15 protein-coding genes are annotated in these 16,364 nt (G+C 62.7%); 11 read left to right on the plus strand and 4 right to left on the minus strand.

Annotated features, from left to right (window positions below):
* Positions 1-219: 219 nt before the first annotated feature.
* The 6 genes from CWS35_RS35950 to CWS35_RS35975 all read left to right on the plus strand — a co-directional run bounded on the left by CWS35_RS35950 (position 220) and on the right by CWS35_RS35975 (position 5,471).
* Complete coding sequence (locus tag CWS35_RS35950) at positions 220-1,497, plus strand: PEP-CTERM sorting domain-containing protein (protein ID WP_157817326.1); 1,278 nt, start codon at positions 220-222, stop codon at positions 1,495-1,497.
* A 222-nt stretch (positions 1,498-1,719) separates the two neighbouring features.
* Positions 1,720-2,286 carry a PEP-CTERM sorting domain-containing protein gene (locus CWS35_RS35955; protein ID WP_024583894.1) on the plus strand — a complete coding sequence of 189 codons (567 nt, stop codon included), beginning with the start codon at positions 1,720-1,722 and terminating at the stop codon, positions 2,284-2,286.
* Between the two features lie 74 nt (positions 2,287-2,360).
* Positions 2,361-2,660: a hypothetical protein gene (locus tag CWS35_RS39305; protein ID WP_157817327.1), complete on the plus strand. Its 300-nt coding sequence runs from the start codon at positions 2,361-2,363 to the stop codon at positions 2,658-2,660.
* Positions 2,660-3,535: a glucose-1-phosphate thymidylyltransferase RfbA gene (rfbA, locus tag CWS35_RS35965; RefSeq protein ID WP_024583896.1), complete on the plus strand. Its 876-nt coding sequence runs from the start codon at positions 2,660-2,662 to the stop codon at positions 3,533-3,535. Before CWS35_RS39305 ends, rfbA begins: the two co-directional genes overlap by 1 nt.
* A gap of 10 nt (positions 3,536-3,545) precedes the next feature.
* A complete protein-coding gene (gene rfbB, locus CWS35_RS35970; protein ID WP_100955772.1) occupies positions 3,546-4,607 on the plus strand; it encodes a dTDP-glucose 4,6-dehydratase in 1,062 nt (353 codons plus the stop codon).
* A gap of 192 nt (positions 4,608-4,799) precedes the next feature.
* Positions 4,800-5,471: a PEP-CTERM domain protein gene (locus CWS35_RS35975; protein ID WP_024583898.1), complete on the plus strand. Its 672-nt coding sequence runs from the start codon at positions 4,800-4,802 to the stop codon at positions 5,469-5,471.
* 194 nt (positions 5,472-5,665) lie between these two features.
* On the opposite strand, the gene CWS35_RS39730 is transcribed toward CWS35_RS35975, so the two are convergent.
* Positions 5,666-6,070 (minus strand): hypothetical protein, encoded by a 405-nt coding sequence (locus tag CWS35_RS39730; RefSeq protein ID WP_024583899.1) that lies wholly within the window; start codon positions 6,068-6,070, stop codon positions 5,666-5,668.
* Entirely contained in the window at positions 6,052-6,333 is a 282-nt protein-coding gene (locus CWS35_RS35985; protein ID WP_100955773.1) for a hypothetical protein, read from the minus strand. The genes CWS35_RS39730 and CWS35_RS35985 overlap by 19 nt, the downstream gene beginning before the upstream one ends.
* A 383-nt stretch (positions 6,334-6,716) precedes the next feature.
* Here CWS35_RS35985 and CWS35_RS35990 point away from each other — a divergent pair, with 383 nt between their 5' ends.
* The 5 genes from CWS35_RS35990 (at position 6,717) to CWS35_RS36010 (ending at position 13,660) form a co-directional block, all read left to right on the plus strand.
* Positions 6,717-7,430 carry an alginate O-acetyltransferase AlgF gene (locus CWS35_RS35990; RefSeq protein ID WP_157817328.1) on the plus strand — a complete coding sequence of 238 codons (714 nt, stop codon included), beginning with the start codon at positions 6,717-6,719 and terminating at the stop codon, positions 7,428-7,430.
* Positions 7,431-7,442: 12 nt separating this feature from the next.
* The gene (locus CWS35_RS35995) at positions 7,443-8,828 is read left to right on the plus strand and encodes an MBOAT family protein (RefSeq protein WP_100955775.1); all 1,386 of its coding nucleotides are present in this window, start codon (positions 7,443-7,445) and stop codon (positions 8,826-8,828) included.
* 3 nt (positions 8,829-8,831) lie between these two features.
* Positions 8,832-9,899 carry a hypothetical protein gene (locus tag CWS35_RS36000; RefSeq protein WP_100955776.1) on the plus strand — a complete coding sequence of 356 codons (1,068 nt, stop codon included), beginning with the start codon at positions 8,832-8,834 and terminating at the stop codon, positions 9,897-9,899.
* A 51-nt stretch (positions 9,900-9,950) separates the two neighbouring features.
* The gene (locus CWS35_RS36005) at positions 9,951-10,868 is read left to right on the plus strand and encodes a twin-arginine translocation pathway signal (protein ID WP_157817329.1); all 918 of its coding nucleotides are present in this window, start codon (positions 9,951-9,953) and stop codon (positions 10,866-10,868) included.
* 140 nt (positions 10,869-11,008) lie between these two features.
* A complete protein-coding gene (locus CWS35_RS36010) occupies positions 11,009-13,660 on the plus strand; it encodes a bacteriophage N4 adsorption protein A (protein WP_100955778.1) in 2,652 nt (883 codons plus the stop codon).
* 315 nt (positions 13,661-13,975) lie between these two features.
* On the opposite strand, the gene CWS35_RS36015 is transcribed toward CWS35_RS36010, so the two are convergent.
* A complete protein-coding gene (locus CWS35_RS36015) occupies positions 13,976-14,956 on the minus strand; it encodes a PEP-CTERM sorting domain-containing protein (protein ID WP_100955779.1) in 981 nt (326 codons plus the stop codon).
* 247 nt (positions 14,957-15,203) lie between these two features.
* Positions 15,204-16,345 (minus strand): IS3 family transposase gene (locus CWS35_RS36020; RefSeq protein ID WP_100554962.1). Its coding sequence is split into 2 segments (ribosomal slippage): positions 15,204-16,081 and positions 16,081-16,345, totalling 1,143 coding nucleotides; the frame shifts between segments, so codons are not numbered across the junction.
* Between the last annotated feature and the right edge of the window lie 19 nt (positions 16,346-16,364).

Genomic DNA, 16,364 nt, shown 5'->3' on the forward strand with positions numbered 1-16,364 from the left:
AGAATATTACTGAGCACTTCGGTGCTCTGCGCTTCGGCGCTCGTCTTCGGAAATTCGCCGTCTTACGCTTTCGAATTCTTGCCGGGCGACCTCGTCATCAGCACCGTCTCTGGGACAACGCTGAACAATGCGTCGCCGATTACCCTTAAACAGCTTTCGCTGAGCAATAATGGGACGACGGCCACAGCCGCTGGCAGCCTCGTCCTGCCGCAGACCACCGTGGGCGCCAATTGGGCGATATCCGGTGAATATGGGTCGTCTTCGGAAGGCTTCCTGCAACGTTCCGCCAACGGACAATATCTGACGATCGCAGGCTATGGCGTCAACGCGGCCGCGTTCAATGCGGCGCCGTTGACGACCTACGGCAACGCGGCCCTCGGCCAAACGACCAGCCTGACTGCAGCCCAGCAGACCGGCACTCCGGTCACCACCGTTCCGCGCGTGATCGCACTGATCGGCGCCAATGGCAGCGTCGATACCACGACGGCGCTGACTGGCGTCTTCAACCAGAACAACCCGCGCAGCGTCACCACGGTCGACGGCAGTTCGTTCTACATCGCCGGTCAAGGCGCATCGAAGGGCGATCCGACACAGGGCGTGTTCCTGGCAACCAAGGGCGCCACCACCGCGACCGTGATCGACAATTCGACCGACGCCCGCGTTGTATCGATCGCCAATACCGGCAGCGGCAACCAGCTCTACGTTTCGCGCGACTACAACCCGCCGAACGGCGGCGTGCAGAATTCGACCAATGTCAGCCGCCTGACCAATGGCTCCGGCGGCTTGCCCACGAGTTCGAGCGGCCTGGTCACGACGCACATCACGCCGCCGGCGAGCCCGCTCTCCAGCGGCGGCAACAACGGCTCGATCAACCTCACCGCGGGCCTCGCCAACGGCGTCAACAACTCCCGGATCGGCTCATTCGTCTATCTGAGCCCGGAGCAGTACTTTTTTGCCAACTCGACGACGCTCTACGTCGCCGACAGCGGGCAGCCCAAGAACGGCAACGCCAACAAGGCGGCGCTCGGCGAAGGCGGCCTTCAGAAGTGGAGCCTCGTGAACGGCAATTGGGTGCTGGACTACGATCTGGTGAAGGGCCTGAGCCTGGTCAACAACGCCAACGCCAACGCGAACAATCCGACTGCGCCGGGCGTGACCGGTCTGCTCGGATTGACGGGCCAGGTCGTGAATGGGCAGGTCGAGCTGTTCGCGACCAGCTACGGCCTCAACGAATTGTCGCCGAGCTATCTCTACGAGATCACCGATACGTTGAGCTTCACCTCGATCGGTCAGGCCGGCAATGAGCAGTTCAACACGCTCTATGCCGCCGGTCCTGGCGAAGCGATCCGTGGCGTGTCCTTTGCACCTGCGGTTCCGGAGCCTTCGACCTGGACCATGCTGATTGCCGGCTTCGCCGCGATCGGCTTCCTGGGCTATCGCCGTCGCAACAAGGGGACGCTCAACGCGGCCTCTCCTTGCGCGGGCCTGGTCGGATAATTCCCGAAACCACGTCTGCCGGGGCACGCACGTAACGCACGCTCCGGCAGCACTGGCGCAGGGTCTCGCGTGGCCCTGCCATCCTGCCGGTTCAAGCGCCGGCTAATCATCCCGGCTAACCATTCCGTGAACGCCGGGATTCTTCGAGAGACTGTCACAGAGCCGAAGCAACAACGCACCTAGTTTAGTTCCGGTGCAATTAGGTAAAATGGACCCGCAAAAATGCGTAGCAAACTCCTCCTGGCATCTGCCTTCGCGGCGAGCTTGATCGCGTCGGCATTCTCGGCCGCGCAAGCCGCCACCCTGACCTACGACTGGTCGCTGACCGGACCCGCCTCCAGCCTCGGCGGCTTCTACGGCACCGGCTCCGGCACCCTGACGGTGACCACCGGCACCAATGGCGACATGCTGACGAGCTTCCTCGGCGAGGTGAATGGCAAGTCCATCACCGCCCTGCTGCCCGGCGCCGACAATCTGATCTTCCCGATCGGGTCGTCGTTTGGCTCCGGCGCGAACAGCTATGTGAGCGCCGCGAACATCGACACCACCGGATTCAAATTCCAGACCTCCGACGGCACCTACCAGATCTTCAGCTTCTACGCGCCGAACTCGACCGACGTGACCCCCGGCAACAACTACGGTGAAATCGCTCCCGGCGGCTTCGGCGTCGGGACCTTTGCGTTGACCGCCGCCGTTCCCGAGCCGTCGACCTGGGCGATGATGCTGCTCGGCTTCGTTGGGCTCTCCGTCCTCGGATATCGCCGCCGCTCTGCCAACGCAGCGGTGTAAGCTCACGACGACATCGATCGCCGCCTTGGCGGCATCTCGCTCCAGGCCTCGATGCGTGACAGCGTCGAGGCCTTTTGCTTGATGCTGCGACCTGCAATTCCGGTGAACCGATCCGGCTTCTCGTACCGCGCAGCGAGCAGGACATCCTGCACGCGGGGATGGTTAATGCGCCCGGCGGAGCAGCGCGCCCGTTGCTCGGCTTCCAGCGAGCAACCGCGCTGATCGTCGAACGATTTGCTGCCGATCGCTACGATTCGCGGGAAGCAGCCGCGGGCAACTTCACTTCCGCGGCGAATAAACCAACGCCGGCAAAACCATTTGTCCGCGATATTATACATGCTACTGTCATTAACGGCGAAGTTTGCGAGGCATAATGAAGGGCATCATACTCGCCGGGGGAACTGGAACGCGTCTTTATCCAGTCACGACCGTCGTTTCGAAGCAGTTGCTACCGGTTTTTGACAAGCCAATGATTTACTATCCGCTCTCGACACTCATGTTGGGAGGAATCCGGGATATTCTGATCATCTCGACGCCGCAGGATAAGCCGCTGTTCCAGCGCCTGCTCGGTGACGGCTCGGAGATTGGCCTCAACTTCTCCTACGCCACGCAGGAGACCCCGCGCGGGCTGGCCGACGCGTTCATCGTTGGCCGCAGCTTCGTCGGCAACGACAGCGTCGCGCTCGTCCTCGGCGACAACATCTTCTATGGCCATGGCCTGCCCGAGATGCTGGCGCGGGCAACGGCGCGACCGAGCGGCGCCACGGTGTTCGGCTATGTCGTCAACACGCCTGAACAGTACGGCGTGATCGAGTTTGACGCGCAGGGCAAGGCGCGCTCGATCGAGGAAAAGCCGCGGGTCCCGAAGTCGAATGTCGCCGTGACCGGACTCTATTTCTACGACAATGACGTGCTCGACATCGCAGCTCAGTTGAAGCCGTCCCCACGGGGTGAGCTCGAGATCACCGATGTCAACCGGGCCTACCTCGATCGCGGAGATCTGTTTGTCGAGGTGCTCGGCCGCGGTTTCGCATGGCTCGACACCGGCACCCACTCGTCATTGGTCGAGGCCAGCCACTTCGTGCAGATTCTCGAGCAGCGCCAGGGCTTGCGCATCGCCTGCCCCGAGGAGATTGCGCTGCGGCGCGGGTTCATCACGCTGGAGGAGTTCAATCGCGCCGCGGAGAAGACCGCCAAAAGCAGCTACGGAGAGTATCTGAAATCCGTCGCCCGTTCCTTCACCAACTAGCCGGCTAACCGTGCGCTTCGACAATCTCACCATTCTCGTAACCGGAGGCGCGGGCTTCATTGGCTCGGCCGTCGTGCGTCACCTCCTCGCAGACACCGGCGCACGGGTCGTGAACGTCGACAAGCTGACTTACGCCGCCAATCTCGACTCCCTGCCCGGCGCCTCCGGCAATCCGCGCTATGCGTTCGAGCAGCACTGCATCTGCCAGGCGGAGGCGCTGCGCCGCATCTTCGAGACCTACCAGCCGAGCGCGGTGATCAATCTGGCCGCCGAGAGCCATGTCGACCGGTCGATCGACGGGCCTGGCGATTTCATCCAGACCAACATCGTCGGCACCTTCACCCTGCTCCAGGAAGCCCTGCGTCACTGGCGCGGCCTCTCACCGGAGGCGAAGGCACGATTTCGCTTTCTCCACGTGTCGACCGACGAGGTGTTCGGATCGCTCGGTGAGTCCGGCCTGTTTTCCGAGACCAGCGCCTATGCGCCGAACTCGCCCTACTCGGCCAGCAAGGCGTCGTCGGATCATCTGGTCCGTGCCTGGCGGGAAACCTACGATCTGCCCACCATCGTCACGAACTGCTCCAACAATTACGGCCCCTATCACTTTCCCGAAAAGCTGATCCCGCACATGATCATCAAGGGGCTCGCCGGCGAACCCCTCCCGGTCTATGGCGACGGCCGCAACATTCGGGACTGGTTGTATGTCGAGGATCACGCCAGGGCGCTCACGCTCGTGCTCGAGCACGGCCGGATCGGCGAGACCTACAATATCGGGGGCCGCAACGAGCGAACCAACCTCGACGTGGTCGATACGATTTGCGAGCTGCTTGACCAGCTTGCGCCCGGTCCGGCTTCCAGGCGGAACCTGATCTCATTCGTGACTGACCGGCCCGGCCATGATCGACGCTATGCGATCGATGCGTCGAAGCTCGAGCGTGAACTTGGCTGGAAGGCCAAGGAAGACTTCGACAGCGGATTGGCCAAGACCGTCCGCTGGTACCTCGAGAACCGCGTCTGGTGGCAGGCGATCCTGGATCGGGGATATCACCAGTCGCGCATCGGGCTGGGATAGCGGTACGTCAACACCGGATCGGGCACGCAAGGTCCGCAGAGCGCGCCCCCGGCGCCCTCTCAGGCGGCAACATCCAGCGCTCCCGGTCGCGGAATTTCAATCCGCATGTTTCGTCCGATTTAATTGTTGCTTCATGGAAACGTCGCGTTGACTGGTTAATGAACAGTTTCTGTTCAATTGACGGAGTTAAATATGTTCCAGAAGACAACGGGTTGGCGCGCCGCGGCGTTTGCCTTGATTTGCGCCGCGACGATGTCGTCGTCCCCCTCGAAGGCCGACGTGCTCTACCAGAGTGCGAGCTATTCGGGCGTCGATACCGGTGAATACATCCTGCACGGCGACGACCTGATCGGCGCGGCCTTTACCCTGAGCAAGGCGACATCGATCACGGCGATCGGCGCGCAGTTCGGTGGCTATCCGTCCGGCAGCATCTTCGGCGCGATCGTTTCGCTGAACCCGCAGACCCTGCTCCCGAGCTTCGCGAAGTCCGATCTCGCCAGCAACAGCCTCGCGCATGTCGTGTTCGCGGTGCCGCAGGCCACCGCAATCGATCTGTCGCAGCCGCTGTCCCTCACCCTCGGACCCGGCACCTATGGCGTGGTGTTCGGTTCGGGCCTGTTCGGAGCCACCGGCTATGCCGGATTGGGCGGACAGAACGATCCGGTCGGGTCATCCACCCTGTTCCGATCCTTCTTCTCGGACGGCTGGAGCCATTTCTCCGACAACGGCGTGCGGCTGTTCGTCGAGGGGCAGGTCGCGGCGGTGCCCGAAGCTTCGACGTGGGCCATGCTCATCGCAGGTTTCGCGACGGTCGGGTTCCTCGCCTATCGGCGCCGCAACGACGCCCCGCTCAAGGTCGCTTGATCGTGGCGATCGTCGGCACCTGCATCGACTGCCTGCCGGCGTCGGCCAACCTCGGCGTGACGCTGGCTTTCGCGATGTTCGGCTTGGCCGTCGCCATTTACCGAACCGCCTGAGCGACGACCAGATCGCCAATCAGAAGACCGCCCGCTGGGCGGTCTTTTTTATTCGGCAGAATCCGTGAAACTGAAACCGATCTACCGCCGACCGCGGCAGGCGCGCTCGACGCAAAGCTGGTAGTCGTTGTCGCAATTTTGAATGCAGGCACCGGATCCATTGCATTTGGTCACGCATGTCGTGCGGTCGGTCGCGCACATCGCGCAATACGACTGCGCGATAACCAGCTTCCCGTTCTCGAGCCGGATGCCGTTTGCGCTGTGGGCAGCCGTCCCGGCGCCGGTGAGCATCAGCAACGCCAGGCAAAGCGCTCCAACAATTCGCATAGCACCCTCAAGCGGGAAACGCCGCGCACGCGCCCGGCAGCCCGTCATCAAACGATATGTGATTGAATCCCGCGCGACAACGCCGCGGCCCGGAACCATCATGACGTCCAAGTGAACCGCAACGCGGTCCAGACCCATCGTCACCAGAAGAACGGCCACCACCGGTAGCGGTAGGCCGGGCTGCCGTAATTGCCGGGCCCGGTATACGGCCCGGAGAAATTGTTATCGCCGTAGACCCATTTCGCAACGGGCCGCCGCACCGCGGGACGATAGCAATGGCCGCTCTCCCTGCACACGACCTTGGCTTCCGTCACCATTGATGCAGCCGGAGCCAGCCCCAACTGGCTCGACGCCGGCAGAGCCTCCGCGCGCGACGTGATCAGGAGGGCCGAAGCGATCGCAATCGCAAATACCGTTCGCATGTCAGTTTCTCCAGCCAGACACGACAGGCGACCAACCCTTGGCCCAACCGGCTGGACGGTCTTCCCGTATGAGGATTAACTTCAGAATCGCAGTTGCTTCGTCAATTGGGGTTAATGTTATTCACCCGTTTGGGGATTGGCTAGTGCCATGTCGGATGAACCCTGGCCCGCAGCAAGCCTCGGGACCATTGCGAGCCCCCCGGAGGGTCGGCGTGGCGTCACCAGCCGCACCTGACAAGGGCGACGTCTGCCCGGCCGAGGCAGCGACATTTACCACGCAGCGATCCGATCGGGCCGCACGCTTTTCAATCGGTCGCGGGATGCTATGACACGCTTGCGCCAGCCGCTTCGGGCGCCAGCTATCGCCGCAAGTGGAGACATTGTTGTCCTGCAAGGCCGGAAATTCGAGAACGGAAGCCGCGTCACGGGCCCGCTCGCGCGTCCTGCATTGGACGCAGGGCGCGTGCGTTGCCATTGCACTGACGGCGAGTGCGGCTGCCGCGCAGGAGATCGGGCGGCTCTACGCCACACGACCGCCCCCGGGCTCTGCCTTCCTGCGTATCGTCAACGCCGAGCCGACAGCGCCCGCCAAGCTCAATGGGAGCGATCTGCCGATCGACAAGAACGCCGTCGCAAGCCGTTATCGTGTGGTCCGCGCCAACGAGCCGATCAGGCTGACGGTCGACGGCGTGGCCACCGAAGTTGCGGCCAAGCCGCAGGCCGACCAGTTCTACACCATTGCCATCGCGCGTGACGGCAAGACCTGGAGCAGCACTGCGATCGACGAAGGACAGGGCAGCGCCAACGACCTGAAGGCACAGCTACGCTTCTTCAACCTTTCCGGCACGTGCGACGCTTCGCTGCGCATCGCCGATGGGCCTGTCGTTTTCGAGGCCACAGCGTTCGGGCATTTCAATTCGCGCACCATCAACCCGGTCCAGGCCAAGCTCGAGGCGACCTGCAACGGCGCCAGTGCCGCCTTGACGCTTCCTCAACTGCGCTCGGGCGACCATTTCAGCCTGTTCCTCGTGGAAATTGCCGGCAAGCCCGCATTGGTCGGACAATTCGACGAGACCGAGCCGTATCGAGACCAATAGGTCGCAGCGAACATGGTCTTCGTCAGCGACTCCTTCGTTTTCGTCTTCCTGCCACTGTTCCTGATCTGCTACGCGATCGCGCCGCCGTTCCTGCGCAATTTCACGATCCTGTTCTTCAGCCTGGTGTTCTACGGCTGGTGGCGGCTGGATTTCCTGCCCCTGCTGATCATCATCGCGTCCTGGTCGTGGCTCACCGGCTTGTGGATCGCGCGGGCCTTCGGGCCGCAGCGGCGCCTGGCGCTGTTGGTCGCGATTGCGCCGCCGCTGTTCGGCCTGATCTATTTCAAGTACGTCAATCTGTTCGCGGAGAGCGCGATCGAGCTCGGCGCTCCGATCACGAACTGGTCGCCGATCCCGCTGCCGATCGGTCTGTCATTTTTCGTGTTCGGTGCGATCTCGTACTCCGTCGACGTGTTCAGGAAAACGGTTGCCGCCGAGCCCAATTTGATCAACTACGCGACCTATCAGGGGATGTTCGGCCATCTCGTGGCCGGCCCCATCGTCCGGTACCGATCGGTCGCCGAGCGACTGAAGGCACGCATCTTCGACGTCTCGGAATTCGCCGAAGGCCTGCGGCGCTTCATGCTCGGCTTCGCGCAGAAGGTGCTGATCGCCGATACGCTGGCGCCGCTGGTGGAGGCCGGCTACGCACTGCCATCGCCCTCGACCTTCGACACCATCGTCACGGTCGCAGCCTACACGCTGCATCTCTACTTCGACTTCTCCGGCTACAGCAGCATGGCGATCGGACTGGGCTTGATGGTCGGCCTCAAATTCCCGGAGAATTTCGACAATCCCTATCTGAGCTGTTCGCTCACCGAATTCTGGCGCCGCTGGCACATCAGCCTGTCGAGCTGGTTGCGGGACTATCTGTACATCCCTCTTGGCGGAAACCGCGTCGGCCGGTTCCGCTCCTACCTCAATTTGATCGTGACCATGGCGCTCGGCGGCCTTTGGCACGGCGCAAGCTGGACCTTCATGATCTGGGGCCTGTGGCACGGCATGGGACTCGTGGTCGCGCGGATCTGGGCCGCGGCACAGATGCCGCGTATCCCTCCACTGCTCGGGCACGCCGTCACCTTGATGTTCGTGATGCTTGGCTGGCTGTTGTTTCGCGCCCAGGACTGGCAGACTGCCGCCACGATGTTCGACGGCCTGATCGGGCGCAATGGTGCAACCCTGTCGAACGGCTTTCTGGCCGCGATCAGGCCGATCGAGATCGTCACACTGTTCGCCGGCATCGCGCTCGTCTACCTGCCGTTGCTGAGCAGACTGCTGCCGTCACGAGCGACGCTGATCGAAAAACCGCCGTTCCTGCTCGCGGCCTGCCTGTGGTTCTGGTCGCTCTGGGTCATGCAGGGCCGCACCGTCATTCCATTCCTCTATTTCCAGTTCTGACCGATGATGGCCGATCTCGCAAAAATACTGGTCGTGCTGGCAACCATCTTCGCCGGCTTCGGCTCGGTCGTCGTCAGGGGCGGCGACCATCTCCTCACGATCCTGAAGTCGGCAGGGCTCGACGATTATCTGTCGGGCCGGCTTGCCGGAAAGATCGACCGCGCCGTGTTCGACGCGATCCCCAGAAGCGCCCCGCTGGACGCTCTCGCCGCCGGACTTCTCTACCGCGGTCTGCACGATGCGGGATCGCAGGTCTGGGCAGGCTGCGGCGACTGGCTGTTCTCGGCCGAGGAATTGCGCGTCGATCGGCACGATGCCGCCAACATCGATGCCCGCCTCCGGCTGTTGCCGAAACTGGTCCACGCGATCACCAGCCGCGGCATCCTGCTGGTCGTCGTCCCCGTTCCGGACAAGGCCGAGCAGCTGGAAGGCCAGCTGTGTGGCCTGACGGCGACCGCATCGCGCAGGCGCGCAACACGCTGGTCGGAGGCGGCTGCGACACTCGATCTCCTGCAACCTGACCTGCACCAGGACTGGCCCAAGCCAGGCTATTGGCGGACGGACACGCATTGGGACAATTCCGGCGCCGCGTTCGCCGCGAACGCGGTCGCGGACGTCGTCAACGGCAAGCTTGGACGAGGCTCGGAGCCCATCAAGCTTGTCACCGGCCAGCCACACCAGCGCCCCGGCGACCTTGCCCGGCTAGCGGGCCTTCTGGATGCGCCGCGCTGGCTTGGCCCGGTCGTGGAATATGCGCCCGAGATCAAGCTCGATATCCGCCGTGCCGGCGGCTTGCTCGACGAGGCAGGCGCCCCGTCGGTGCTTCTCGCCGGCTCCTCCTTTTCGCTCAACTCCAGCTTCATCGAATATTTGCAGACGGCGCTGGGGCGGGAGGTCGGCCAGGTCAGTCAGGCCGGTGGCGGATTTGCCGGCGCATTGCTCGATGTGCTGCAACAGAAGCCAGCGATATTGGCGTCCACCAGGGTTGTGATATGGGAGTTGCCGATGCGATCGCTTGTCACCCCCCTCACAGATGCCGAGCGTCGAATGCTCGAAGCGGACGCGACCTAAGTGCGATATCCCCTTGCAACGTGCGTTGCCGCAATCGCGGCGCTGATGATCATGGCGACCGTTGGCGCCTCCGCCAGGGATGCGGTCCTGGAAGGCAAGCAAAACTGGCTGTTCGCCGGTTGGGAAAGCCTGACCGAGACCAAGCCCGCATCCGAAAAAGCGGACATCGAACTGATCGCCGAGGCGAGCCGCCTGCTCGCACAAAAGGGCACCAAGCTGATCGTCGCGATCGTTCCGCTGAAGCCGCGCTATTACGAGAGCCTGCTGCCCGACGGGGCGCGGATATCGGACGACATCCGCAAGCGATATGATTCCCAACTGGTCGAACTGAAGACCGCCGGGGTCACGGCGATCGACCTCAGGGACGCGTTGAAGAGCGTGGTCGCGGCCAAGAAGGAGGTGTTCTACCGCGCCGACTTCCACTGGACGACGTTTGCGGCGGAGGCCGCCGCGGACCAGGTCGCGGAATTCATCAAGGCCGCCGGTCCGCTGCCCGGAAAGCCTGGCTCGGGCATGCAACTCGGCGAGTGGATCACCGATCGGCATCTCGGGGACCTCGCGGCGAATTTCCTCACCCCCGAGCAGAAGCGTCGCATCGGCCCCGAATCATACGTCATCCGCACGCCCGGAAAGGCGGGCGGCGACTTGCTCGATGCTGCGCCAGCGCCGGTCGCGGTGGTGGGGAACAGCTTCGTGCAGCCCTATTTTGGTTTCCCGCAGCGGCTCTCCAATACGATCGATCGTCCGGTGGCGCTGAAATGGAATCCGGGCGACGTGGGTCCCTGGATGACGCTGCTTCAGTTTCTGAAATCTCCGGACTTCCAAGGCAATACGATCAGATATCTGGTCTGGCAGTTCAACGAGGCGCAGCTTCAGAACGGTCCGGATACGGCCGGCGAGTGGGCCGCAGCCAGCGTCATGAGCCCCGCGGATTGGCGCTCCCGCCTCTCCGAAGCCCTGCGCAACTGACCGATTTGGTTAATATTCAGCACTGCGCCGGCGCCTCTCAAAATGCGCAGCAAAAACATCACAACCGGCAAAAAAGTGAGGAAATGAAACGACATCGGCCGCGACCAAACGGCCGACTGCGGCAATTGCGGTTTCCCTGAATGGCCGGCTCGGATAGATTTGAGAGCTATTTAACGGGTTCCGCATATCGCTGTTGCATGGGCATCTGGGGGGCAAAGAAATCGGTATGGACCGGCGCAAGGGCGACCCTTGGAGCGCTCTTGCTCGCGGCTGTGCTTTGCCCGGCGGGACATGCGCAGGCTCCGGACAACGGTCCTCCGCTGGAGGGCGAAGCCTACAACGCCGCCGCCGCGGCCTACGGCTCCTTCAGTCAGGGTGACTATCGCGGCTCCGCCGAGCATGCGGCGGTGGCCGTCGGCCTGCGGCCCGATGTGCTGCGACTGAGACTGCTGCTGATCGACGCCCTGGTTGCCGCCGGCGACCTGGCCAAGGCCGACCAGGCCACCACCAAGGCCATGACGGACTTCGCCGGCAACCAGGAATTGGAGGCGCGCCAGGCCAACATCCGCCAGCGCCTGGCCCAGGCACCGGCCGGCGAAGGCTACAAGGCGCTGGAGCGCGGTGATGCCAAGGCCGCAGTCCGCTCGGCCCGCAAGGCGGTCGAGTACGCCCCCGACCAGATGTCGTATCGGCTGCTGCTGCTGAGCGCCCAAATCGCCGACAACAACCTGCAAGACGCGATCGCGACCGCGACCGACGCCAACAAGCTCGACCCGGGCAACTACGTGCCGCTGGTCTGGCGCGGCTATCTGAACCAGAAGCTCGGCAACCGGGCCCAGGCGATCGCCGATTTCAACGCCGCCCTTGCCGTCCCCGGCCTCACCGATGTCGAACGGAAGAATGTCCGCCTGATCGCTGCCGACGCGGCGCTGGCGTCTGGCGACTCTCGCGCGGCGAAAGACCTGCTGTCGGATTATTCGAAGACCGATCCGGCCGTCGTCAACCGCGCGGCCGACGCGGACGCCGTGGCCGACAAGAAGGCGACCTTGAAGGGCGACGGCAAGGCGATGCCGATGCCGGTGCAAAGCTGCCGCGACACGCCCTATGGCTCGGTTTGCAGCCTCGAAGCCCCCTTGGTCCAGAACATCGCAATCCCGATCGACAAGGCCGCCGAGGGCTTCGAAGCCGCCGGCAAGGCCTATGAAGCCAGCCGGGCCAAGAATTATTCGCTCGCCGTCGAGGAAGCCCGCAAGGCGGTGGACGACAGCCCGAACCTGGTGGCGAACCGCCTCTTGCTCATCAACGTGCTGCTGAGCGCCGGCCGGCCCGTGGAGGCGGAAGCAGAGGCCAGCAAGGCAATCGCGCAAGGTCTGGGGAATGCCGAGATCTTCGCGCAGCGCGGCAACGCCCGCAACCTGCAACACAATGCGCGCGGCGCGATGGCCGACTGGGAGACCGCGCTGCATCGCGGCCTGTCCCCGGAGCAGGCCCGCACGGTCCGTCTCTCGCTTGCCGACGCCGCGCTGGCGGCAAAGGACCCCAGCCGTGCGCTGCGCGCGCTGCAAGGCCTGCCGCAGAGCTACGATCGTGCGATCCGCCGGGCCTATGCGTTGCAGGCACTGGGGCGGAAGGAAGAATCCATCGCCCAGTTCAAGGCCGCCGAGCAGATGGCCCCCAACCCGGCCAAGCGCGACGAGGCGCTGCGGGCGCAGATCAACACCCTGCTCGAGCTCCAGCGCAAGGCGGAAGCCCGCGCGATGTTTGACCAGGCGATCGCGCAGGGCCGCCTGCGCACGGTCCGGGACGCCGATCTGGCCTATCTCGCGGTTGCCGTCGGCAATGATCAGGTCGCCCTTGCCCTGTTCGATCGCGCCCATGCGACGGGGCAACTGCCGCCGCGCGCGACCATCGATGCCGGCTACACTGCGATGCGCCAGTTCCAGAATCCGAAAGCCATCGCCTATTTGAAGGAAGGCATCGACGCCAAGGCCGACGGCCGCCTCGCGATCGACGATCAAAAGCTGTTCGAGACCCGCCGGACGGTCGCCGACCTGTCGCGCGAATGGGGCGTCAATGCATCGATATCCTACGGCAAGGTCGGATCGGCGCCGAACCCGTTCCTGATTTCCACGGTTCCGAGCAGCTCCTATACCGGCCAGCTGGGCTCGGAATTCTATTATCGGCCGGCTGAGATCGGCAATCGTAACGGCGCGCTGTTCGAAGTGTTCATGCGGCTGTTCGATACGCTCTACGATCAATCCGGCGGACCGACGGGATCGCAGACCTTGCAGGGCATGGTCGGTGCGCGCTGGAAGCCGCTCACCGACCAAAATCTCGTTCTCGAGATCGACAAGCTGTTCCAGCTCGGTGGCGCGGCGCGCGACGATACCTTGCTGCGAGCGGCCTATTCCTACTCGGTGGGCACCGATCTGCGCGCGATCGATACGCACTGGCCGACCTGGTACGTCTACGCTGAAGTCGATCGCTTTCTCGAGAAGGCCCAGCTCATCGGCCTGATGGAAGGCCGCTTCGGCCACAGCTTCCGCCTCGATCCGATCAGCAGCAATCTGGTGTTCTTCCCGCATGCCGTCATCGCAGCAAGCTATGACGACTCATATGCCAAGCCCGAGGCCTACTCGATCGGGGCTGGCGGCTCGCTTCGATACTGGTTCAATGAGACCAAATATCAGGCGCCGCCTTCGTATCTCGAGCTGACGCTGCAATACCGCTTCCGTCTCGCCGGCGACAAGCGGGCCGAAGGCATCTTCGCTCAGACCTCGCTGAACTATTGACCGCGATGCACTCGGCAAGTGCCGATGCATCAACAGTTGTGCCGTGTCACGAGGCCGTCGTCATGGTCGTGGTGCGCGCTCGGCGCGTTTGGCTTGGCGACGGTCCTCGAAGATCGTCGTGGCCCAGCGAAGGCCCGGCAGCGGGGAATTCCCGGGGTTCAGAACCTGACGCCTCGGCTGCAAATTGCCCAGCGATAGATCGCACGCCGTCTCAAGCCACTCCCGCCGCCCAGACTAGCTCAAACAAAAGCCTTCGGCATGATTGCCGAAGGCTAAGCATCGCGGACATTCGCACGTGGTGCGTTTGAGATTCAGCTAGGCCGCAGCCAGCGCAGGACGGGCTTTCCGCTTCCAGGAAACGAAGCCCAGTGCGGCGAAACCGGCGATCATCATGATCCAGGTGGAAGGCTCGGGCACGGCCGTCGAGAAGAATTGGACTTCGCTCAACAAGATCCACGGCTCAAGGCCGGAACCCGGCAGCAAATTGCCGGTCTGTCCGAGAGCCGCCTCGGTGCGGAAGCCGCTGCTGTAGGGTCCGGAGTCCGGATCGCAGAAACCGACGCAATTGGACGAATCGTACGGATTGGCCGGATTATAGCCCTTCACGTGGTTGTTGTAGTAATCGATGCCGTCCTGCTGAAGCGAACCGCGGAAGAACTGCAGCGAGAAGATCGAGTCCGACGAGATCGAGCCGAATCCGGTGAGCGTGATCTCGGCGGTGTTGGCGTTGACCGACGTCATCGAGAAAGTGGTACTCACCAAAACGCCGTTCACAAGCATCTTGACCGCTGTCGGCGCTGCCACCAGTCCGTTGAGATCGCCGATCGCAGGGTTATTCGCCGCGGCAAAGATGTTGATCGAGCTCACGCTCTGACCCGGCGTCAGATGGAAAATGATCGTGGGGTCCTGGTACTTCCAGCCGACATACTGGGTCGGCTGTCCGGCGAACGGGCCGCTTGCGATCGTGCCGGTGCTGCTGGTGACCAGCGAGTAGACCTGCGTCGCGATGGTGCCGTCGGTCAGAATTCCGGTCCCACCCGACAGCGGCGCATCCTTCGGCGCAGCATTGTTCGGGACCGCCTGATTCGAGCCGTTCTTGCTCGCATTCGGATCGACGGTGTGGGTCGTGCTGTTGGTGTAGCTGAAATCGAAATAGTTGTTGCCGCCCGTGAACTGGGTCGCGCCGTTGCCGTTGTTCATGTCGTAGCTGGTCACGGGAACGAGACCGGCAGATGCCGACGTCGTACCGAACGCGAGCGCGACGCACGAGACAAGCAGACAGGATTTCAACGACATCGGGGGCACTCCAATGGCGACTCTCGCCACATTCGTTTTAATATTAGCAATCAGTTAAACCGTCAATCTTCAATGAGTCGTTAACCATTGAGGAAGCTGGTTTATTATTAATTAATCACCGGACTTTGATTTATTTGTTCCCTGTGCAGCGATTTATTTGGTCCAGTGCTGCGCCGCCGCACGGATCACGCTCCGTGAATTGGGCTTTCAAACTGACCGGCCCCCACTGAGTGGTCCGATTGGAATGTTAGTTTAGAGATTGCATTTTGACTACCTCCTTTGGTGCTGGCCAAACGAGAGCCTCGGGTGCCGGTGGTCGATATCCCAGCGATGAGTGCGGACGCACCGTGTTGTAGTGGTGTCGCCAGTTTTCAATGACGATCTGCGCTTCCTTCAATGTGTAGAAGATCTCGCCGTTCAGCAGTTCGTCTCGCAGCTTACCGTTGAAGCTCTCGCAATAGCCGTTCTCCCAGGGGCTGCCCGGTTCGATATATGCAGTCTTTGCTCCGACAGCCGCGATCCAGTCCCGAAGTGCTTCGGCGACAAACTCAGGTCCGTTGTCCGATCTGATGTGTGTTGGAATGCCCCGCGAGACGAACAGCTCGCAAAGGGCCTCAATCACGTCAGTCGCTCTCAGCCTGCGTGCGACACGGATGGCCAGGCTCTCACGGCTGAACTCGTCGATGACGCACAGCATCCGGAACGCCTTGCCATCGTGGGTGCGGTCGGCGACGAAGTCATAAGACCAGACATGGTTGGGCCGCTCCGGCCGCAGACGGATGCACGATCCGTCATTTAGCCACAGACGCCCACGTTTAGGCTGTTTGGCAGGGACCTTCAGCCCCTCACGTCGCCAGATCCGCTCGACACGCTTCTTGTTCACCGTCCAGCCGGCCCTGCGAAGCAACGCCGTAATCCGGCGATATCCGTAGCGACCATATTGACGAGCAAGCTCGATGATGTCGGCAGTCAAAGTCGCCTCATCATCGGGTGTCGTTGGGATCTTGCGCTGCGTCGATCGATGTTGACCCAGAACCTGGCACGCCCGTCTCTCGGAGATGTCAAGCTCAGCTGTTACATGATCGACGCACGCTCGGCGTCGGGAGGGGCTTAGAAGTTTCCCTTTGCGGCCTCAGCCAGGATCAGCTTGTCCAGCGTCAGATCCGACACCGCTCGCCGGAGACGATTGTTCTCGGTCTCCAGTTCCTTCAGCCGCTTCACCTGATCGCCCTTCAGGCCGCCATACTCATTGCGCCATCGATAATAGGTGACTTCCGTCACGCCTATCGCTCGGACTGCGTCTGCCACCTGCCGACCCTGTGCCATCAGCACATCAACCTGTCGAAGCTTCGCAACGATCTCTTCAGCTGTATGCCTCTTCCTTGCCATCGATCCTATCCTCCACCGC

Source organism: Bradyrhizobium sp. SK17, from assembly GCF_002831585.1.
Taxonomy (GTDB): Bacteria; Pseudomonadota; Alphaproteobacteria; order Rhizobiales; family Xanthobacteraceae; genus Bradyrhizobium.